General features: G+C 35.5%; 20 protein-coding genes and 1 tRNA gene. 16 read left to right on the top strand and 5 right to left on the bottom strand.

Features of this window, described 5'->3' with window-relative positions:
- Nucleotides 1-14 precede the first annotated feature (14 nt).
- Nucleotides 15-569 (bottom strand): thioredoxin family protein, encoded by a 555-nt coding sequence (locus DWQ18_08065; protein RDJ33115.1) that lies wholly within the window; start codon nt 567-569, stop codon nt 15-17.
- 84 nt (nt 570-653) lie between these two features.
- On the opposite strand from DWQ18_08065, the gene DWQ18_08060 reads away from it, so the two are divergent.
- The 4 genes from DWQ18_08060 (at nt 654) to DWQ18_08045 (ending at nt 3,000) form a co-directional block, all read left to right on the top strand.
- Nucleotides 654-727 (top strand) — tRNA-Ala (locus DWQ18_08060).
- 326 nt (nt 728-1,053) lie between these two features.
- Entirely contained in the window at nt 1,054-2,115 is a 1,062-nt protein-coding gene (locus DWQ18_08055) for a hypothetical protein (protein RDJ33114.1), read from the top strand.
- A 26-nt stretch (nt 2,116-2,141) separates the two neighbouring features.
- Nucleotides 2,142-2,606, top strand: coding sequence for a pantetheine-phosphate adenylyltransferase (locus DWQ18_08050; GenBank protein ID RDJ33113.1), 465 nt, complete (start codon nt 2,142-2,144; stop codon nt 2,604-2,606).
- Nucleotides 2,607-2,670: 64 nt separating this feature from the next.
- The gene (locus DWQ18_08045) at nt 2,671-3,000 is read left to right on the top strand and encodes a hypothetical protein (GenBank protein ID RDJ33112.1); all 330 of its coding nucleotides are present in this window, start codon (nt 2,671-2,673) and stop codon (nt 2,998-3,000) included.
- On the opposite strand, the gene DWQ18_08040 is transcribed toward DWQ18_08045, so the two are convergent.
- Nucleotides 2,997-3,278, bottom strand: a complete 282-nt coding sequence (locus DWQ18_08040) for a hypothetical protein (protein RDJ33111.1) — start codon at nt 3,276-3,278, stop codon at nt 2,997-2,999. The two genes, DWQ18_08045 and DWQ18_08040, sit on opposite strands and share 4 nt — an antisense overlap.
- Complete coding sequence (locus tag DWQ18_08035; GenBank protein RDJ33110.1) at nt 3,275-4,387, bottom strand: tryptophan--tRNA ligase; 1,113 nt, start codon at nt 4,385-4,387, stop codon at nt 3,275-3,277. The genes DWQ18_08040 and DWQ18_08035 overlap by 4 nt, the downstream gene beginning before the upstream one ends.
- A 51-nt stretch (nt 4,388-4,438) precedes the next feature.
- Here DWQ18_08035 and DWQ18_08030 point away from each other — a divergent pair, with 51 nt between their 5' ends.
- The 6 genes from DWQ18_08030 (at nt 4,439) to DWQ18_08005 (ending at nt 9,220) form a co-directional block, all read left to right on the top strand.
- Complete coding sequence (locus tag DWQ18_08030; protein RDJ33109.1) at nt 4,439-5,830, top strand: phenylalanine--tRNA ligase subunit alpha; 1,392 nt, start codon at nt 4,439-4,441, stop codon at nt 5,828-5,830.
- On the top strand, nt 5,821-7,443 hold the full coding sequence (locus DWQ18_08025; protein ID RDJ33108.1) for a phenylalanine--tRNA ligase subunit beta: 1,623 nt from the start codon (nt 5,821-5,823) through the stop codon (nt 7,441-7,443). The genes DWQ18_08030 and DWQ18_08025 overlap by 10 nt, the downstream gene beginning before the upstream one ends.
- Before the next feature lie 235 nt (nt 7,444-7,678).
- Nucleotides 7,679-8,086: an EVE domain-containing protein gene (locus DWQ18_08020; GenBank protein ID RDJ33443.1), complete on the top strand. Its 408-nt coding sequence runs from the start codon at nt 7,679-7,681 to the stop codon at nt 8,084-8,086.
- Nucleotides 8,087-8,129: 43 nt separating this feature from the next.
- Nucleotides 8,130-8,369 carry an Lrp/AsnC family transcriptional regulator gene (locus tag DWQ18_08015; protein ID RDJ33107.1) on the top strand — a complete coding sequence of 80 codons (240 nt, stop codon included), beginning with the start codon at nt 8,130-8,132 and terminating at the stop codon, nt 8,367-8,369.
- 18 nt (nt 8,370-8,387) lie between these two features.
- Nucleotides 8,388-8,954: a hypothetical protein gene (locus tag DWQ18_08010; protein ID RDJ33106.1), complete on the top strand. Its 567-nt coding sequence runs from the start codon at nt 8,388-8,390 to the stop codon at nt 8,952-8,954.
- A 44-nt stretch (nt 8,955-8,998) separates the two neighbouring features.
- Nucleotides 8,999-9,220 carry a hypothetical protein gene (locus DWQ18_08005; GenBank protein RDJ33105.1) on the top strand — a complete coding sequence of 74 codons (222 nt, stop codon included), beginning with the start codon at nt 8,999-9,001 and terminating at the stop codon, nt 9,218-9,220.
- 8 nt (nt 9,221-9,228) lie between these two features.
- Here the strand turns inward: DWQ18_08005 and DWQ18_08000 are convergent, their stop codons facing one another.
- Nucleotides 9,229-9,861 (bottom strand): hypothetical protein, encoded by a 633-nt coding sequence (locus DWQ18_08000; GenBank protein ID RDJ33104.1) that lies wholly within the window; start codon nt 9,859-9,861, stop codon nt 9,229-9,231.
- A 147-nt stretch (nt 9,862-10,008) separates the two neighbouring features.
- On the opposite strand from DWQ18_08000, the gene DWQ18_07995 reads away from it, so the two are divergent.
- The 6 genes from DWQ18_07995 to DWQ18_07970 all read left to right on the top strand — a co-directional run bounded on the left by DWQ18_07995 (nt 10,009) and on the right by DWQ18_07970 (nt 17,416).
- Nucleotides 10,009-12,276 carry an aconitate hydratase gene (locus tag DWQ18_07995; GenBank protein RDJ33103.1) on the top strand — a complete coding sequence of 756 codons (2,268 nt, stop codon included), beginning with the start codon at nt 10,009-10,011 and terminating at the stop codon, nt 12,274-12,276.
- Between the two features lie 261 nt (nt 12,277-12,537).
- Nucleotides 12,538-13,068, top strand: a complete 531-nt coding sequence (locus DWQ18_07990) for a hypothetical protein (protein RDJ33102.1) — start codon at nt 12,538-12,540, stop codon at nt 13,066-13,068.
- Nucleotides 13,069-13,143: 75 nt separating this feature from the next.
- Entirely contained in the window at nt 13,144-14,112 is a 969-nt protein-coding gene (locus DWQ18_07985; protein RDJ33101.1) for a pyridoxal 5'-phosphate synthase lyase subunit PdxS, read from the top strand.
- Nucleotides 14,109-14,732, top strand: a complete 624-nt coding sequence (pdxT, locus tag DWQ18_07980) for a pyridoxal 5'-phosphate synthase glutaminase subunit PdxT (GenBank protein ID RDJ33100.1) — start codon at nt 14,109-14,111, stop codon at nt 14,730-14,732. The genes DWQ18_07985 and pdxT overlap by 4 nt, the downstream gene beginning before the upstream one ends.
- A 75-nt stretch (nt 14,733-14,807) precedes the next feature.
- A complete protein-coding gene (locus tag DWQ18_07975; protein ID RDJ33099.1) occupies nt 14,808-16,727 on the top strand; it encodes a hypothetical protein in 1,920 nt (639 codons plus the stop codon).
- A gap of 2 nt (nt 16,728-16,729) precedes the next feature.
- The gene (locus DWQ18_07970) at nt 16,730-17,416 is read left to right on the top strand and encodes a hypothetical protein (GenBank protein ID RDJ33098.1); all 687 of its coding nucleotides are present in this window, start codon (nt 16,730-16,732) and stop codon (nt 17,414-17,416) included.
- 111 nt (nt 17,417-17,527) lie between these two features.
- Here DWQ18_07970 and DWQ18_07965 read toward each other — a convergent pair whose 3' ends face one another.
- Nucleotides 17,528-19,843, bottom strand: a complete 2,316-nt coding sequence (locus DWQ18_07965) for a valine--tRNA ligase (protein ID RDJ33097.1) — start codon at nt 19,841-19,843, stop codon at nt 17,528-17,530.

Genomic DNA, 19,843 nt, shown 5'->3' with positions numbered 1-19,843 from the left:
AGACTCATTTAAGTTTAATTTTCCTTCCACTTTATTGAACAACCAATTGAAGGATCAAAGTCCTTTTGGATTTTTTCTTGATTTAGTAATTTGGTAATGTTATCAATCATGGTCTTTTCAGTAGCTACATCTTCTGGCTTCATTGCGTTGTCAATTCTTCCATGGAAAACAAGATTTCCGTTTTTGTCAAATAGGAATGGGTCTGGTGTGCACATTGCCCCAAATCTTTTTGCTACCTCTTGTGTGTCATCTACCAAATAGTCAAATTTGATACCCTTTTCTGAAGCAGTCTTTTTCATGTTTTCAAAATTATCATCTGGAAAGGCTATGGGGTCATTACTGTTGATGCCAACTACTGCCACCTTGTCACTAAACTTTTCATGAATCTCCTTTATTGCCTCAACTTTTGCTTTAACATATGGGCAATGATTACACATGAAAATAATTAACTTGCCATCATAGTCTTTGTAGTCACTTACTGAATGAATTTTATCGTCAATTCCTTTTAGAGAGAAATCTGGAATCTTATCACCAGTTTTTAATTTAATTTGCGACTCTAAAAGTACCATACAAAAAACCCCTTTTGAGCAAATAAAATCTTTACCGGCCAATAAGACAACAATTAAAATCAACACGAATTTCATGATTCCCGTGGGCTGATAGTATAGACTGGTAGTATACCCGCCTTGCACGCGGGGGGTCAGGGGTTCAAATCCCCTTCAGTCCACTTACACATTTTTCTAAAGCCATGCGATCTTTGAAGGATTTCAGACTACAGGATGGATTTAAATAGGATAAGTTAGGGTGAAATTAACATGGCAAGCGTAGTCGATGGATGGCCAGTATGGATTCCACTTATTGTTGGTCTAGCACCAGGATTAGTTTACTGGTTTGCAATTACCGCAATGAAGAAACGAAGATAAAATAACAATTTATCATTTACATCTTTTTCTTATTTATCATTCCTAGATGAAATAAGGTAAAACCTTCTAACTACCTTGTTTAGATTATGCTATTTCACATAAAATTAATCACTCTTCATTAGAACATCTATTGAAATTTCTTGTAATCTTGATTTTGATTGTTGGCCTTTTTCCGTTTAGTGCCAGCTATTCACAACTCCAAGACAAACAGCCTACACTTGGTATAGTTCTAACTAGTTTTACCCCATATCACTACACTGATGATGATGGATATACGATAATTATCGGTGAGGTCCAGAATACAAAAAACTTCCCAGTTACTGGAGTAAAAATTTGGGCTGGATTTTATGATGATGTGAATCTTCAACCCTTAGAATCAACCGTTGGCACTTCTCTTTTAGAAGTAATTCCACCAAATGCAAAGTCACCATATGTGATAAAATCCCCCACAAAAAATAGCGCAATAACTAACATCTCAGTCAATCTCTTAGGCTTCAATTCTGCTGGAGTAAAACCAAGCTCCCTTAATCTCAAAACAACTGATACCATAATGGGAGAATCGATAAGCTTCTCTGGAACAATTACAAACAATGGTGGTGTAAAATCGGAGAATACAACTGCCCACCTAATATTTTATGATGCATTTACTCCTCCACGATTACTGAAAATCTCATCAATTGATTTGGGAACTATTGAATCAAAAGCTACAAAGGAATTCACATTCACCGAAAAACGAATCAATCAAGCAAGCGGTTTTAAGATTTTATCTGAATCAAAGAGCTTTTCATCAAATGTTTTGAATGCTCAAGTAACCCCTCCCGAAATTTTAAGCAAAAGCATTTCCATTAATGATATTTCAATTAGTGATAAAGATGGTAATTTATTGAGCAGTCTGACAAAAGACACCCCAGTTAACATTCAAAGTAACATGTGGATACAGATTGCTTCTGAAAGTGAATCATATGATCAAGAATATGTTTACTATGCACAAGTAATTCAATCTGGAAAACCACCTTATGTTGAATTTATCGGTACATTCGAGGGAAAATTTGAAGGACCAAATTCCCAGATGCCATCAGTTGAGTGGATTCCAGAAAAAAGTGGGTTATACTATGTTGAAACTTACATTTGGGATCCAAGCGGTATTGCACTTGGCGATAAAGGTCCAATACACCTCGTATTAGTAAACTAGATTTAATTTCAAATGTAACTGTCATTATGAAAAAATTCAATCTTGTTGCAACCGGGGGAACTTTTGATATTGTTCACAAAGGTCATTTGGCATTGCTAGAAAAGGCATTCTCTGTATCATCTGGTGTTATCATAGGTCTAACAAGTGATGAGTTTGCCATACAAAAAGGAAAGAAAACTCTTAATGATTTTGAAACAAGAAAAATAAATCTAAAATCCATAATAGAGAAAACATTTCCTAATTCCAAGTATCAAATTAGTAAACTTGACAATGATTTTGGCCCGGCAGTGCTTGAAAAAGATGTTGAAGCACTAGTAACTAGTCAAGAGACCAGCTACCAAGGAAATAATCTCAACAAGTTGAGACAGGAAAAAAACATGCCTCCAATCGAGACAATAGTGGTCCCAATGATCCTTGCAGGTGATGGAAAAAGAATTTCCACAACTAGAATACGAAACTCTGAAATTGATTCAGAGGGAAACTTGTCATGAGTTGACAATTTACTTGCTTTACATTGAGTCATCGAGATAAAACAAAAAATTCTAAGACATTACTGTGACTGTAATTAATCACATGATGAAAAAACTGGATAATGATGTCACTAATTTACAAAAAGGGCTTCATCCTGAGAATCTTGCTTATTGGTATGAAAAAATTATTGCCGAAAGTATTGAGATGACTCCACCTTGGTTGCAAGATAAAATAAAAGTAAAACAGGATCCAATTTTACCACTAAAATTTAATCTGGATATCTCAAAGCGTGCTGTAAGATACTTTATGATTGCAGTTGAAAATAATATCGATGAAATGCCATATTCTACACAGCTGTATTTTTTGAAAGTTCAGGAAATACTTGCTGATGAAATGGATAAATCACTAGTCTAACCCTTTACTATCTCAACTTTTTCATTGATAGTTACAGTACTGATAATTTTATGCTGTTTTTCTATAACTGATTGAATAAAATCTGCAAATGTTTCAACTTGTTTAGTACTTTCTAGGATAATACTGTGCGCTGATTTATCTTTTAGAGATATGACTAGCTCATTTTCTACAATGTTTAGTATTTCGGTGATAAACGTCTCGTTTCCATCTTTAATGTAGATAAGACTAGATAATTTCTGCGCTTCATACTTGTCTTGACAGTTAATTATTGTCTTCATTTATTTTCTAGTAAAAATTTGGGTACTAGCTCTCTTGCTTTTTCACGCTTTTCTTGGTGAATTTTTAAAAATGCATTTATCTTTTCAATTAGAATTGCTTTTAGTTCTCCAGTTAACATTTTTCCTGATTTGTAATCATCATAAATTTTTTTGAGCTTCATATCATCTGGTTCAAAAAAGATTCTCAGATATTGATATGATACATCAATATCTGGATTGCCTCCCAGCTTTCTATGTTGTTCTACATCGGGTTGACCGCCAGAAAATGCATACTTGTTAATCTTCTTTTTAACAGCATTTGGAGAATCAGTTGTATAGATTGTGCCATTATCTGCAGATGCGGACATTTTTCCTCCAGGCCCTTCAAGCGCAGGAATCATTATGTTGTGAATAAGCGAAGGTTTTGGTTTTCCAATCTTTGGTGCAATATCTCGTGTTAATCTAAAGTGAGGATCTTGATCAACTCCCAGAGGAATTAGTACAGGAAGATCCTCAATGAAACATGGAGCAGATTGAAGTGATGTATAGAAAATCATTCCAATGTTAGTTTCATTTGTGAAACCAAAAACTGCTTTTGTATTTGAAAAGTTAATTTTTTTTGCTACTTGAGCAGCTATTGGATAAAGCGTACTGATGTTTTGTGTATTAATTATGATCTTTGTTTTTTTTGGATCAAACCCAAGTGCAATAAAATCAAGGGCATTTTCAAATGCATACTTGTTTGTCTCCTCTAAAGTAAGATTTTGCTTTGAGAAGAATTTCTCATCATCAGTGAGTTGAAAATACATGTTTACGTCAAATTTGTCTTGTAACCATTTTGCAAAAACCCATGGTACAAGATGACCAATGTGAGTATGGCCTGATGGGCCTCTTCCAGTATATAGGAAAAATTTTTTCCCTTTTTCATACTCATTGAGTAAATTTCCTAAATCCCTGTGGGAAAAAAACACTCCACGTCTCAACATAAAGTGATCCTCACCTGTAATCTTGGTAATTTTTTTCAAAAGTTCACTAGAAATTTTTTCTGTACCAAACTGCTTTATGAGCTTGTCATAGTCAATGTCTCCTTCAACATGCCATGGGGTAACTACAAAGTCATCGACTGACATTCATGTTTGACTTAGGTTAAGGTTTAAAAAGTCTTTTTAGAACTTTGTGCTGTGTCTCAGGTTTTTCATGATATAGAAAAAAAAATTATCAGAGTTTTAAAAGAAAAGCCAAAAATTTCTCCTGAAAAACTTGAAGAAGAAACTACGCTATCCACTGATCAAATAAGACGTGGGATAGAGTGGCTTAAGCTAAAAAATCTTCTTGATGTTTCAGAAACCAAAAAGACATTAATCAAATTAGGTAAAAATGGTCTTGAATCAAAAGCAAATGGCTTACCCGAAAGACAATTACTAAATTTACTAAAAGACGGACCAAAACAACTTCAAGATTTACAAAAAGAGATGAAATCTGTTTTTGGTCCTGCAATGGGAATAGCAAGAAAAAACAACTGGATAAAATCGGACGGAGATAAAATATCACTCAACAATCCTCCCTTGGAATTGCCAGGTGAAAAAATAATCAACCAAATTGGTGAAAGTAAAATATCACTTGAAGAAATTAGTAACAAATCCGATTATAATTCACTTGTCAAAAGACCGGATTTTATCACTGAAGAAATCACAACATCAAAAACAATATCACTTTCTGAAAGTGCTCGCAATATTGAATTAGATGATACAAGCGGAGCAATAGATGTAGAAGCAGATACTCCAAAAGTTTTTGCTGCAAGAACGCATCCTCTCAAAGATACTATTGATGAGATTCGTGAAACTTTTGTTACATTGGGATTCTCAGAAATTTTTGGCAATTTATCTCAGTCAAGTTTTTGGAATTTTGATGCGCTATTCACTCCACAGGATCATCCTGCACGTGAAATGCAAGATACCTTTTACTTGAAGAATCTACGTGATAAAAAACCCGCTACTCCCACTCAGATTAAGAATGTCTCTTCTTCACACAAAAAAAATTGGCGATACCAATGGGATATTTCTGAATCACAAAAAATGGTTTTGCGAACTCATACCACATGTGTGACAATAAAATATCTTGCAGAACAAAAGCCTGATGATGCTAGAGTTTTTTCATTAGGTAGAGTCTTTAGGAATGAAAAGGTAAGCTACAAACACCTTGTTGAATTTAATCAAATTGAAGGAATTGTCGTTGGCAAAAACGCAACCCTTCGTGATCTTATGGGAATTCAAAAAGAATTCTACAAACGTTTAGGATTAACCAAAATAAAATTCTGGCCTACATTCTTTCCATACACTGAACCATCACTGCAGACAATGGTTTACAATGATCGATTAGGAAAATGGGTTGAGCTCTTTGGAATGGGAATCTTTAGACCAGAGGTTACAAAGCCTTTGGGAATCACAAAACCTGTTTTAGCTTGGGGTGGTGGCATTGAAAGAATTGCCATGCTAAAATATGGTCTAGATGATGTTAGAGAGTTTTACAATAATAATCTCAGCTGGTTGAGGAGCACGCCAAAATGCCAGTAGTTGAATTAAGTTATTCTAGACTTGAGAAACTTATCGGTAAAGTTTCAAGAAAGCAAATTCTTGAGAGTCTTCCATATCTTGGATTAGACATTGAGTCTGAATCAAAAGATGAAATTAGAATTGAATACAGTCCTAACCGACCGGACTATTCAACTGATTTTGGAATTGCATTGGGAATGCAAGGATTACTCGGCACTAAAAAAGGTCTATACAAACTAAAAATTTCATCTGGCTCTAATAAAATTCTGGTAGATTCTTCAGTATCAAAAATTAGACCATATGTTACTAGCATAATTGCAAAAGGTGGTTCAATTGATGATGCCACAATTAAACAGCTGATGGTCATGCAAGAAGATCTTCATTTTGGTATTGGCCGACGAAGAAAAAAATCCTCTATTGGTATTCACGACCTAGACACAATATCCTTTCCACTTAAGTATTCTACAACTGATAAAAATCATAAATTTACTCCACTTAATTCAAATCAAGAGCAAACAATAACTGATATTCTAAAAAACACCGATGTTGGAAGAGATTATGGCAGTATACTTGGAAATTCAACGAAATTTCCAATTATTATAGACTCCAAAGGAAAAACCGTATCATTTCCTCCAATAATCAACGCTTCAATGACTACTGTTACTACTAAAACAAAGAATCTTCTTGTAGAAGTTACTGGTCTGAACAAAGATGATGTAGAAGACGCTCTTTCTGTAGTTGCAACCATTCTTCAAAGTGCAGGATTTAAGCTAGAGTCGGTAAAAATTTCTGGCTCCAAAAACTCTTCACCATTATTAAAAAATAAAAAACTGACGCTTGACTCTGACCTAGTAAACAAAACACTTGGAACAAATCTTACTACATCACTGATATGCTCATGCTTGAAAAAATCTAGATTAGATGCAATCGCTAAAGGAAAAAAGATCGAGTGTACTATACCTCGATATAGATTTGATATCTTTGGCCCAATGGATTTAGTTGAAGAAGTTGCACTGGGTTATGGCATTCAAAACTTGGAACCGATATTATCTCCATCATTAACTGTTGGTCAAAAAAACCAATTTTCAGAAAAACTCAAAACTCTAAGTTCAGTTTTGGTTGGACTTGGATTTACAGAAGCACTAAACTCTAGTTTAACAAGTGAACGAATTCTTTACAGTTCTACTCAAAGAGATCCGAAAGATAGTATTTCTGTCGTTGATTCCAAAAGTCAAGAGCACACAATTTTACGTGATTCACTTCTTCCTGGATTGATTGAAAATCTCTCACGAAATATTCATGAGCAGTACCCTCAGAAATTATTTGAAATCGGCACAGTCTTTACACTTGGAAATCCAATTAATGAAACAACACATGTTGCTTGTGTCAGTGCTCACCAATCATCAAATTTCACTGAAATAAAATCTATCATGCAATCTATGTTAAAGACCTCATTCAATCTTGACTCACTGACAAAGACATCCTCGGAATCTTTGTTCAAAAAAGGCAGATCAGCCAAAGTCATTCTTAATGGAAACTCAATTGGAACAATTGGAGAAATCGATTCAGCAATAATTGAAAATTTTAAGATTAGAGTTCCAGTAGTGGGATTTGAAATCAACCTGCCTGGTTAATATTTGACCAAGTGTATTGTATTGTGCCCAAGAGCAAGCACGCAGACGGATTGGGATGAGGTGATCGTATTGATTTCAATGATTTCTAATTCACCCAGGTGTGCTACATTCGGGCAACCCCGGTTAGAAAAACCCAAGGAGGTTAATGGCTAAAAACACCAATGATCTTGCGCGAGTCAGAACCGGGGAACATTCTCTTACAAAAATAATTAAACCCTGTATTGATAGGATTATCATGGTAAACTACTGGCTTGCAAAACAAGAACCTTCAAGTTACAATTTTGAAACTCTAAAGAAAGAAAAGAAAACTGTCTGGGATGGTGTGCATAACAATTTGGCACTAAAACATATACGCAATATGAAAAAGGGTGATCAAATTCTCTTTTATCATTCAGGTGATCAGAAACAAGCCGTGGGAATTATGGAAGTTACAAAAAACCCCTACCCAAATCCTGATGAAAAAGATGAAAGATATGTTGTTGTAGATGTAAAATACAAGAGTCAGCTCAAAAATCCAGTAACCTTATCTGAAATGAAAAAACAAAAAAAATTCAAAAACTGGGAATTATTACGCATTTCTAGGCTATCTGTCATGCCAGTTCCCAAAGAAATCTGGAGCAGCATCCTAAAATTATCAAAATAGCCAAATCGGTTTATTGATATAGCCGTATTTCCTAAAGCAGTACATGGCAACAGCTTATGTTTTAATAAACTGTGAACTCGGTTCTGAGGAAGCTATCATTCAGCAACTAAAAGGCCTTGAAGGCGTACGTGAAGTACATGGAACTTTTGGCGCATATGATATTTTAGCAAAAATTGAATCAGATACCGTGGAAAAACTGAGAGAAACCATTACATGGAAAATTAGAAAGATCGAAAAAATTAGATCAACTCTAACATTAATGGGCATCGAAGGCCAAACCTAACCATCTATTTTTCTTAAAATGCTTCTGCATTTCATTTTTGTAATAAAGGAAGAGGATTATGGAAAACGAAACGAAGAGTTTCAATATGTTATTCATATGGCAAATTTTTACAAAAAATGGATTAAAGAAAAATTCTCAAAAAATTATGATGTCAAATGTGACGAGATGATCACTGGTCATAGAGGTTTACTTGAACGACTTGACACCAATGCTCTACTGAGAGATCATCGGCAACGTGGAGAGGACACATTTCATTTTTACCTATCACATTTTAGGCCGTTTTGGACTGATTGCACTTGTGAAGGATATTTTGCTCAAAATTTTGCCATGATACATTGGCAAAAACCAAAAACTACTGATGATGTTATGTTCTTGGCAGAAAAAAACTGTACTACTGTATCTCATGAATTATCTCATGAGTTACTAAGACAAGCAGGGCATAAAAAATTCAAAGAAGATGTTCACGATGTCTGGACTAGACACTTTTATGCAAATTTGCCATTTGAACAATATGGAGAAAATTTTGAAAAGACCAATGACAAGCCAATGTTTCTTACAATGGATGTCTCAAGCTTTCGGTTATAGTGTTCTCACCATTTTCTTTTAATCTAATTTCTGTTATCCTTTTCATGTTTTCATGTAAAGGCTTGTGCCAAACATCATTAAAGCATCTTCTAGGTGATGTGCTGTTGAGATATAATTCTGGCCAAAAACGTTGTAGTGTTTGCAGTGTTTATATTAATTGGAAGGGAACAAAATGTCCTTGTTGTAATACTGTTTTGCATACAAGACCACGTCACTCTAAAGACAAAACAAAATATTATGAATTAGATGACGTAAAATGGTTATGAGAAAATGATTAGCACTTTGTTACAGAGTAAATATTGTTTTCAAAGTTAGCAGTTTTAAAATCAAGCTTATTTTCAGGATCATTACTTCTTGATTTGCTTAGTTTTTCAAGCTCAACTAGTGCTTCGCCCTTGAATCCAACAGAAGAACCATAAATTGCATCAGTGAGCATGGTTCCTTGTTCACCTTTCTTAATGTCATCTACAATATCATAGAATTTGACAGTGTCTTTTTTTGCAATTTGGTTTCCAGTAGCTTTGTTAAATGCTACCGCAATATACATTCCATTATTTTTTACTGCTACAGGAACCTTGTGATTTTTTCCTGATTTCCCAGGAATTGACTCATTTATCAAAACTTCACATTTGTGATACATGCTTGATACATATGCATAAAATCTGTATTGAGCATACTTTCCAGCATCATCTTCTTCACAGTCTACAAAGACTTTGTGTAAAAGCTCGAGTGCTTGATCATTCATACTTTGTAATCTATCGTCGATTCTACCCCTTTCCAATAATTCTGAATTTGATTCCTTTGCGACCAGCTCTAAAATGAAATCTGGTAAATTGTAATTTTTGAGAGCAGCTACAAATGCACCTGCTTGAGACATTCCAAATTTTGGGAAACCTTTGTTGACCATTTTTAATCACATTCGTAATAAGATACTCTTATTCTCCCCCTTATAGTAAAAAGCAGTTTTCGCTTATAATTGTTAAGAAATCATCAATCAAAATGCAAAAAAACCACTTTTGATAGTATTAAATTCCGGTTTATTTGTTGTACAAACATGGAAATTGAAACAACACCTTCTATGGTTTCCAAAGTTTATGCAAAATTAGAAGAAAATATTTCAAAATATAGAAAGGTTGTAAACAGACCTCTCACTTTGGCTGAAAAAATTCTAGCAGGCCATTTAGTAGAAGTGGAAAACAAGAATCTCGATGATGGTAAAAATTATGTTTTCTTACGTCCAGATAGAGTTGCATGTCAAGATGTTACTGGTCAAATGGTAATGCTCCAGTTTATGTCAACAGGTCTTAAACAAACTAGTTTGCCAACTACAATTCATTGTGATCATCTTATCAGAGCACAAGTTGAAGGTGAAACCGACATGCGCGTTTCACTAGATGAAAATAGTGAAGTATTCAAATTTCTTGAATCATCTGCTAGCAAACATGGAATAGGATTTTGGAAACCAGGTGCTGGAATTATTCACCAAGTTGTTTTAGAGAACTATGCATTTCCAGGTGGTCTGATGATTGGCACAGACTCTCACACTCCAAATGCTGGTGGTCTAGGAATGGTTGCAGTTGGTGTTGGCGGTGTTGATGCAGCAGAAACAATGGCTGGAATGCCCTGGGAGATTCTCTATCCAAAAAGAATAGGTGTCTACTTGACTGGCGAGCTAAACGGATGGACAGCACCAAAAGATATCATTTTACGTGTTGCAGGAGAGCTGACTGTATCTGGTGGCACCAATGCCATTATAGAATATTTTGGACCAGGAACAAAATCGATCAGCTGTACTGGAAAGGCAACAATTACCAACATGGGTGCAGAAATTGGTGCTACATGTTCTATATTCCCATATGATGAAAGAATGGAAACTTATCTCAATTACACTGAACGAAAAGAATTAGCTGAACTTGCAAACAAAAATAAAAAATTACTTGTCGCAGATCCTGAAGTAGAAAAAGATCCAAAAAAGTATTTTGATAAGGTAATTGAGATTAATCTTTCAACACTTGAACCACACATAGTTGGACCACACACTCCTGATCTTGCAAGACCAATATCAAAACTAAATGATGATGTCCAAAAAGAAAAATACATTGATGAAATTTCTGTAGCACTAATTGGAAGTTGTACAAATTCATCATATGAGGACATGTCCCGTGCTGCCAGCCTAGCAGAACAAGCAATCAACAATGGTGTTAAATCTAAAATTCCTTTACTAGTAACACCTGGTTCTGAGCAGATTAGAGCAACAATAGAAAGAGATGGACAGATGACTTCCCTAAAAGAAATTGGCGCAACAGTTCTTGCAAATGCATGTGGTCCATGTATAGGACAATGGAATAGACCAGAATTAAAAAAAGGTGAACAAAATACCATCATTACGTCATTTAACAGAAATTTTCCTGGAAGAAACGATGGAAGACGTGAAACAATGAATTTCATTGCTAGTCCAGAAATGATTATTGCACTTGCATTAGGTGGTAGACTTTCCTTTAATCCACTTACTGATTACATTACTACTCCTGATGGTAAAAAATTCAAACTCGAAGCACCAAAAATTGCACCAGAAGTTCCAAAAGATGGATTCAAAAAAGCAGAAAATGTCTATATTCCACCTTCTAAAAATCCTGAAAGTGTTGAGGTAATAATTAATAAAAATAGTAACAGACTACAAGTTTTAGAACCATTTGAAAAATGGGATGGAAAAGACTTTGTTGATTTTCCAATCATGGTAAAAGCTAAAGGAAAATGCACAACAGACCACATCTCTCCTGCAGGGCCTTGGCTTTCTTTTAGAGGTCACCTTGATAATCTAAGTGATAACATGCTCCTTGGTGCAGTTAATGCGTTTAATGATGAAGTAGGAAAAGGAAAAAATCAACTTAATGATAAAATGGAACCATTTCCACAAATAGCTCGTCAGTATAAAGAAAAGCAAATTCGTTGGGTAATAATTGGCGACTCTAATTATGGAGAGGGAAGCAGTAGAGAACACGCTGCAATGTCACCACGTTATCTTAACTGTGCAGCAGTTATTGCAAAAAGTTTTGCCCGAATTCATGAAACCAACCTGAAAAAACAGGGACTTTTGGCATTAACATTTGAGAATCCAAAAGATTATGATAAAATAAAAGAAAATGACAAGATTAGCATCATTAATCTTAAAGAAATGAAGCCATCTCAGCCTGTCAAATGTGTAATCACTCATGATGATGGTACCAAAGATGAAATTTCGTTGGTTCATTCGTATAACCAAATGCAAATTGAATGGTTCAGAGCAGGTTCTGCACTAAATGTACTGCGCAATAAAGAGTAAAAATTTTAATTTAAAATAACGTGGGGCCGACCGGAATCGAACCGGCGACCTACGGGTCACTACAGCTCCAAACTCACATCATCTTTTCATCAGTAGCTTAGTTTAACCTCTGGAGCCCTTAGCGGTGATCTATTCGTAGACACTGTCGCCCTACCAGGCTAGGCTACGACCCCACGGCTAATGCACAAATTAACTCGAATTTTAAGTTATTTTTACCAAGATTTATTGCTAATAGAATAATTTCATAATTATTAGAAAATCATGGTCAAACCAATCTTGTTAGTTTTAGGTGCAATTCCAGCAATTGTAGCAATATTGATTGCAATTCCAATAATCACTAAACCTGATATTCCTTACAGTGCATCAGTTCCTAGTGATATTATAGAAATTGAATTTACCAAACATAATATCAAAAAGGTTTCATTTGGTGTCACAGAGAGAACAATTCCACAAACATCTGAGATTCTCATCATAAAAGACAACGGAGATGTACGATACACAATTACTAAAGGTGGGGAACCACAACCCGACAAGCACTTCAAACTTGATGAAGCAACACTCAAAAAATTATCTGCAATCATTAAAGAGACTGGCTTCATGGAAATTCCATCAGAATCATTCCCTGTAAGTGATGAGGCAGATAATTATGATAGATTTTCAGTTAAGGTGACCCTAAATGGTGCAGTAAAGCAAATTTATTGGCCAGAGCAAAACGCCACCAACAAATTTGTTCCCCCAATAATCACCCTAGTTGAAACTGAACTTGAACAGGTAATATCAAAAATTAGCTAATTCCTTTTCTTACTACGTATGATATTATGTCAAAAAAGTGAATAGGTACAAATAGGATATGATGAGACTTTTACCATGATTCCACTTTCAGGTGATCTAAGAAACGCAAAAGGTATTGTAACTGAAAACATTGATGCAACTTCAATCACACGCGGTACTTCAACCCTCAAACGAGGTTTTGCTCATATGCTAAAAAATGGTGTAGTAATGGATGTCACCACGGTAGAGCAAGCTCAAATCGCCGAAGAAGCAGGAGCTGTTTCTGTTATGGTTTTAGATAAACTTCCTTCTGATGTTCGCAAAGCAGGCGGTGTGGCAAGAACTGCAAGCATTAGAGTTATTCAAGATATTATGGATTCTGTTACAATCCCAGTTATGGCAAAATGCAGGATTGGTCATGTCTATGAGGCTAGAGTATTACAAGAGACTGATGTTGACATGATTGATGAATCAGAAGTATTGACACCTGCAGATGAAACCCATCATATCTGGAAATGGGATTTTACTACGCCTTTTGTTAATGGTGCTCGTTCTCTTGCAGAAGCATTACGAAGAGTTGAAGAAGGAGCTGCAATGATTCGAACAAAAGGAGAACCTGGAACAGGAAACGTCGCAGAAGCTGTAACACACATCAAAAAAGTCAATGATGAGTTACGTGCAATTAAATCAATTTACGAATCAGGTGATAATCAAGATCTAGTCAGAATTGCCAGAGAGTTTAAGGTTTCTTATGACCTTGTAGAGCAAACAGCAAAAACTGGTAGACTACCTGTTGTGAATTTTGCAGCAGGCGGTATTGCAACTCCTGCTGATGCTGCATATCTTATGTCATTAGGATGTGATGGAATCTTTGTTGGTTCTGGAATCTTCAAAGCAGAAGATGCAAAGGAACGTGCAAGAGCAGTAGTACTTGCAACAACATTTTGGGAAGAACCAGATAAGGTAAAAGAAGCTCAAAAAATGATTGATGAAAGACAATCAATGTTGGGTCTTGACGTTAACACACTTGAGTTAAGAATGCAGGATCGTGGAAGTTCAGCATGAGTGGATTAAACATAGGGGTATTTGGAATTCAAGGAGATGTAGCTGAGAACATTAATTCTACTAAACAAGCATTAGATGAATTAGGCGAAACTGGAAATGTCACTCTTGTAAAAACTCCCGATGAAATCGAAAATCTAGATGGATTGATAATTCCCGGTGGAGAAAGCACAATGATGGGACAGCTTTCTTTAGTTAATGGTTCATTAAAAAAAATCAAAGAAAAAATTGAGTCAGGAATGCCTGTATTTGGAATATGTGCTGGATTAATTCTGCTATCAAAAAATGCAAAGGATAGAGTAATTGGCAAAACTGATCAGCCATTACTAGACATACTTGATGTACATGTCGAACGAAACTCATTTGGGAGACAAAGAGAATCATTTGAAGCAGAAATTGACATGCCTGAAATCGGAATTTCTGATTTTAACGGTGTGTTTATCAGGGCACCCTCAATATCTGACGTTGGAAGCAATGTTGAGATTCTTTCAAAATACAATGAAAAAATTATTGCAGTAAAACAAGGTAATATCGTAGGAACTGCATTTCATCCAGAGCTAACCGTTGATGGCTCAATGCACAAATATTTTGTGAATCTAATAAAACAGTCAAAACTAAATTAAAATTGTCTGTTTGATCACTCAAACTAATCATTCCTTAGCAATTCTTTTTAAAGATGAATAATTTTTTACTGTAAAATGGCTCAAAACACGCTTTTGGCAGGATTTGCAATTCTCACACTACTGCTAGGATTCTCAAGTGCAGTCTTGGATTTTCAGGCATTTGCACAATCATCAGATGATGACAGGAAAGATGTTGCCCAAGACAGACTGGAACAGCAACGAATTGAAGCAAAAGAAAAGGCAGAACAACGAATGCAGGAAGCAAGAGAAAAAGCAGAAGAACGTAAAGAGCAAGCCCGTGATCAGCTTGATGATAGAAAACAAGAAGCACGTGAAAAACTAGAACAAAGAAAACAAGAAGCACGTGAAAAACTAGAACAAAGAAAACAAGAAGCACAAGACAAAGTAGAAGATAGAAAACAACAAGCCAGAGATAAATTAGAAGAACAGAGAGAACTAGCAAAACAAAGATTAGATGAAAAAAGAGATGAAGTACGGGATACTGCCTCCGAAAGACGAGATGAAATTAAAGAACGATTGGAGACCAAACGTGATGAAATTAGATATAGATTAGAAGTAAAGAGAGATCAAGTCAGAGATAATATTTCTGATAAACGTGATGAAATTAGATATAGATTAGAAGTAAAGAGAGATCAAGTCAGAGATAATATTTCTGATAAACGTGATGAAATTCGCATTAAAGTTTTAGATAAAAGAGAAGATATCCGTGAAAAATTAATTGATAAAAAACAAGAGATTAAAGATAAAGTAAAGTCGGACGTTCTTGATAGGGTTCAAGATAAGATCAAAGACAAATTATCCGATAAAGCAAAAGATGTTGCTAGAGAGAAACTACAACTAAGAATTTCTGATGAAATTCATGATAAAATGATTCAAAAGGCACGAACAGAAGTTACTGCTTCCGCTAAAGCAAATGTCATAGATGATGTTCGCGATAAAATTACAGATGATGTTCGCGACAGAGCAATCGAAGCATTACGTGCAAATTCTGACCGATTAAGCGACGAAATGAAGGATCGTTTGATTGATGAATTACGTGACAAGGCAAAGTACAAAGCAGATTTGATTAAAGCAAAGATAAAAGAATCTGGCAATGATAAATTCCAACAATTAAAGATTCAATACAAAGAAAAAATTATTGATAAAGCAAATGAACGATTAGATACTATACGTGATCAAATCAAGTCACCTAGATTAGTTGATCAGGTAGAGGATGGCACTTACTATGGAATTAATCCTGACATTCCTGAGGAAGAGACCGTAAACTATTCACTAGAATTTAGAGGTGATGCTGTTAAGCAAACCGATTCCAGTGTGATTAAAGATGTAATTGGCACTTTGATATTGGAACTGGCTAATGCTGGTGATGTAAATGCAAAACTCAAAGTGATTGGTGGTGACTTTACCATAATTGATCCTGCAACTGGAGATGTGATTAACGTATGGGATGCATCATTTGGAAGAGCACGAGTATTATTTGACAGAAATGCTATGCAAGTTACTGTTAATGCCGTAGATACCAATGGAAAACATGGTACATTTAGAATGCAGGCTGATACTAACGGTGTATTCCCAATTGCATCTGGTGAAATAATGGATATTCATGCAACACATGGCAGAACATCAATTTCTGGTTCATGGATTCTTGATTTTGATGGAACACTAAGTGTTGACACTATAATTCCAATTAGCGAATTCAGTGATGTAGAAGCTGATGTACAGGCTGACATTGTTTCATCCGAACTCACTGAAGAAACAACCGATGAAATTATTGATGATATTGAGGTAAACCTTGATGAAATCTTAACTGATGAGGAATTGGCTGATTTCACTGAAGATGAAATACGCGAAATAGAGTCAGAACTAACTGCTGAAATTTTATCTGAACTAGAAGATGAAGTAAGCGATGAAATCGAAGATGATATCCAAGATGATGTGAAACAAGCAATCAATGCTGTTTCAGATGAGGAATAAGCATGAAGACAATACAATATTCAATATTTGCAATTCTCGGGTTATCATTGATTGGTTTTTCATCATTTGCCTATGCAGAGTCTGGCTCTATGTCAATCTTAGATCAAACAGTAGATTATGATATTGAAAACGGTCAGATTGTTGATATCTATCTTGATGTTGACTTTGTAGAATTGATTTTAGATTTTGTTGCAGTTGATGATGGCATTGTAGAGATAACCATACCACGAGGATTATTGGATTCTAAATTAAGCGAGACTGAAGATGATATCTTTTTCATATTGGTTGATGGCTTTGAGACCGAATACATTGAGATTGAATCTGCTATAGGTACAAGAACTTTGGTGATTCCTTTCTTTGGAGGCGATGAGCAAATTGAGATTATTGGAACTACCGCATTAGAACCTGTCAAGATGGTAGAAATTGAGATTCCAGGCTGGGTTAAGAACAATGCCGGTTGGTGGTCAGAAGGTGTGATTCCTGACTCTGATTTCGTATCTGGTATTCAGTACATGATTACCAACGGAATCATGACTATTCCTGAAACAGAATCTGGCCAATCAACTAGCGCTGACATCCCAGGATGGGTTAAGAACAATGCAGGTTGGTGGTCAGAAGGTAAAATTCCTGACTCTGATTTTGTTTCTGGAATACAATATTTGATAACAAATGGAATTATCGGCATCTAAACTGAATCTTCCTTAATCTTTCGAACGATTAGATAAGCTGCAATACCTGCAACAATCGCTCCAATTATCCATAGATCAAAATCCATTTGAATAGTAATTGGAACTACTTGTTTAAATCAAATTATGCATTGATATCAAGTCTTTTTCAAACGGAACAAGACTAGGTGGAACTTTAATGGCAATTGAATCCTTTAATGAAAGATCTTTACTCTTTTTTTCATTCCATACCTTGGAGTTGAATTCTTCTATCTCTTTGGTTATGGCACTCATATCTGTATGATCCTCTACGTCTACTTGCTTTTGTTTGTGGATGCTCTCTTCTGAGTAGAGTGTCTTCCATAGATGTTCTGTAATGAAAGGAGTGATTGGAGCCATGAGTTTCAATATTGTTGATAAGACTTTGTGAAGAGTATAGATTGCTGCATTTTTCTCTTCATCAGAAAATCCAATTCCATATGCTCTTGCTTTTACCATCTCAATATAATGTGCAGCAAACAGATTCCATGTGAATTCTCTAATTGCAATTGCTGGTACAAAAAAGTTGTATTCGTCATATCCTTTCTTGCATTCTTTGATTAGCTTGTTTAATTCTGATAGAATCCATTTATCAGAATCCAATATTTTTGTAGACTCGATAACTGGAAAACTAGATAAAAATCTTGAAACATTCCATAATTTGCTGAGGAATTTTTTTGTTGACTCTATCTTTTGTTCATTGCATCTAAAGTCATATCCGTGATTTATCTCACTTGCACTCCAAAATCGGAAAGTATCTGCACCAAACTTTTCTACTACTGGCAAAGGATCAATTGCATTTCCCTTACTTTTGCTCATCTTCATTCCTTTTTCATCAAGACCATATCCCATAATCCAGGCTTCTGCCCATGGTTTTTTCCCTGTCAGTTGCTCACATCTTAGGAGTGTATAGTATAACCACGTTCGAACAATATCCTTTGCTTGTGGTCTGATTCCGGTGGGGTATGTTTTTTTGAAAAACTCTTCATCTTTTTGGAATTTAGTCACAAATAATGGCGAAACACTGGAATCCATCCATGTATCAAACGTTCTCTCTTCTCCTACAAATTCTGAATTCCCACACTTTGTACACTTCTTAATTGGAGATTCATCCTGCCATGGTTTGAAATATTTTCCTGGCTCTGGAACATGTGGTTCTGAACATTTCTTACAATACCAGATAGGAATCTCAGTTCCATAGAAACGACGTCTTGAGATTGGCCAATCAATGGAAATTGATTCTAACCAGTTCATCAAAATTTGTTTGTGCATGTTGGGATGAAATTTAATCTCAGAACCAAGTTCTTTCATTTTTTCAACTGAATCTATCTGTTTCAGATAGTATTCCTCCATTGGAATGATCTCAATTGGAGTTTTGCTTCTCTCTGAAACTGGAGTTCTATGTGAAATCTCTTCAATTTTTTCTACAAAGCCTTTTGTTTGCAGATCTTCAATGATCTTTGTTCTTGCCTGTTTTGGTTTCAATCCTTGATATTCTCCGGCAGACTCTGTCATCCTTCCATCTAGCCCAATTGCAATGACTTCGTCTAGCTTTAGCTCTCTGAATAATGCAACATCATTCTGATCACCATAGCTACATACCATTACTGCTCCTGAACCAAATTCTTTCTGAGCAGAGTGATGCGTTTTAATTTCAACCTCGTTTCCAAAAATTGGAACGATTAATTTTTTCCCTACAAGTTTTGTGTATCTTTCATCTTCTGGATTTACAATCACTGTTTTACATGCGCATAATAGTTCCGGTCTAGTACTTGCAATGATTATCTCCTCACTAGAATCACTTACTTTGAATTTCATGTATACTAGTTTAGTTGGGATATCTTCGTATGTTATCTCAGCATCGGCAATCGTAGTGCCAGATACCCAATCATAGTTATTTGGACGTGTAGCAAGATACACTTGTCCCTTCTTCCATAACTCTATGAAAGTTGCCTGTGTGAGTGATCTATATTCTTCAGAATCTGTTCTATAATGCTCATCAATGCCACCACTTATTCCTAAATTCTTCATTATCTGAATCATCTCTGCTTCCAAGTCATCTAATGCTTCTCTGCACAATTCTAGGAATTTTCCTCGTTCTGTCTCCCTCATTCTAATGTTGTACTTTTTTTCAGTGTAGAGTTCTACAGGAAGTCCATTTCTGTCAATTCCTATAGGAAAATAGACATTTTTGCCAGCCATTCTTGCAGTTCTTGCAATCATGTCAATCTGAGCATAATGAGCGGCTGCACCAATATGCCAAGGTCTCCCAGATGGATATGGTGGAGGCGTATCAATTGTAAAATTTTCATTTGCTAGTTGAAACTTGTATAGGTTAGTTTCTTGCCAATTCTCTCTGATCTTCTTTTCTAATTCTGGATTCCAGGCTTTCTCTTGGATTTTTGGTTCCAT

The organism is Thermoproteota archaeon (assembly GCA_003352285.1).
Lineage (GTDB): Archaea > Thermoproteota > Nitrososphaeria > Nitrososphaerales > Nitrosopumilaceae > PXYB01.
Note: the sequence above shows the minus strand (reverse complement) of the source record. Positions and strands in the feature narration are given on the sequence as shown.

Bases quoted from the DNA above. Each gene is read 5' to 3' on its own strand.
- DWQ18_08020 (RDJ33443.1), top strand. From the start codon at position 7,679: ATGGTAAACTACTGGCTTGCAAAACAAGAACCTTCAAGTTACAATTTT.
- DWQ18_07995 (RDJ33103.1), top strand. From the start codon at position 10,009: ATGGAAATTGAAACAACACCTTCTATGGTTTCCAAAGTTTATGCAAAA.
- pdxT (RDJ33100.1), top strand. From the start codon at position 14,109: ATGAGTGGATTAAACATAGGGGTATTTGGAATTCAAGGAGATGTAGCT.
- DWQ18_08025 (RDJ33108.1), top strand. From the start codon at position 5,821: ATGCCAGTAGTTGAATTAAGTTATTCTAGACTTGAGAAACTTATCGGT.
- DWQ18_08010 (RDJ33106.1), top strand. From the start codon at position 8,388: ATGCTTCTGCATTTCATTTTTGTAATAAAGGAAGAGGATTATGGAAAA.
- DWQ18_08035 (RDJ33110.1), bottom strand. From the start codon at position 4,387: ATGTCAGTCGATGACTTTGTAGTTACCCCATGGCATGTTGAAGGAGAC.
- DWQ18_08000 (RDJ33104.1), bottom strand. From the start codon at position 9,861: ATGGTCAACAAAGGTTTCCCAAAATTTGGAATGTCTCAAGCAGGTGCA.
- DWQ18_08065 (RDJ33115.1), bottom strand. From the start codon at position 569: ATGGTACTTTTAGAGTCGCAAATTAAATTAAAAACTGGTGATAAGATT.
- DWQ18_07965 (RDJ33097.1), bottom strand. From the start codon at position 19,843: ATGGAACCAAAAATCCAAGAGAAAGCCTGGAATCCAGAATTAGAAAAG.
- DWQ18_08040 (RDJ33111.1), bottom strand. From the start codon at position 3,278: ATGAAGACAATAATTAACTGTCAAGACAAGTATGAAGCGCAGAAATTA.
- DWQ18_07970 (RDJ33098.1), top strand. From the start codon at position 16,730: ATGAAGACAATACAATATTCAATATTTGCAATTCTCGGGTTATCATTG.
- DWQ18_07985 (RDJ33101.1), top strand. From the start codon at position 13,144: ATGATTCCACTTTCAGGTGATCTAAGAAACGCAAAAGGTATTGTAACT.
- DWQ18_08005 (RDJ33105.1), top strand. From the start codon at position 8,999: ATGTTTTCATGTAAAGGCTTGTGCCAAACATCATTAAAGCATCTTCTA.
- DWQ18_07975 (RDJ33099.1), top strand. From the start codon at position 14,808: ATGGCTCAAAACACGCTTTTGGCAGGATTTGCAATTCTCACACTACTG.
- DWQ18_08015 (RDJ33107.1), top strand. From the start codon at position 8,130: ATGGCAACAGCTTATGTTTTAATAAACTGTGAACTCGGTTCTGAGGAA.
- DWQ18_08050 (RDJ33113.1), top strand. From the start codon at position 2,142: ATGAAAAAATTCAATCTTGTTGCAACCGGGGGAACTTTTGATATTGTT.
- DWQ18_07990 (RDJ33102.1), top strand. From the start codon at position 12,538: ATGGTCAAACCAATCTTGTTAGTTTTAGGTGCAATTCCAGCAATTGTA.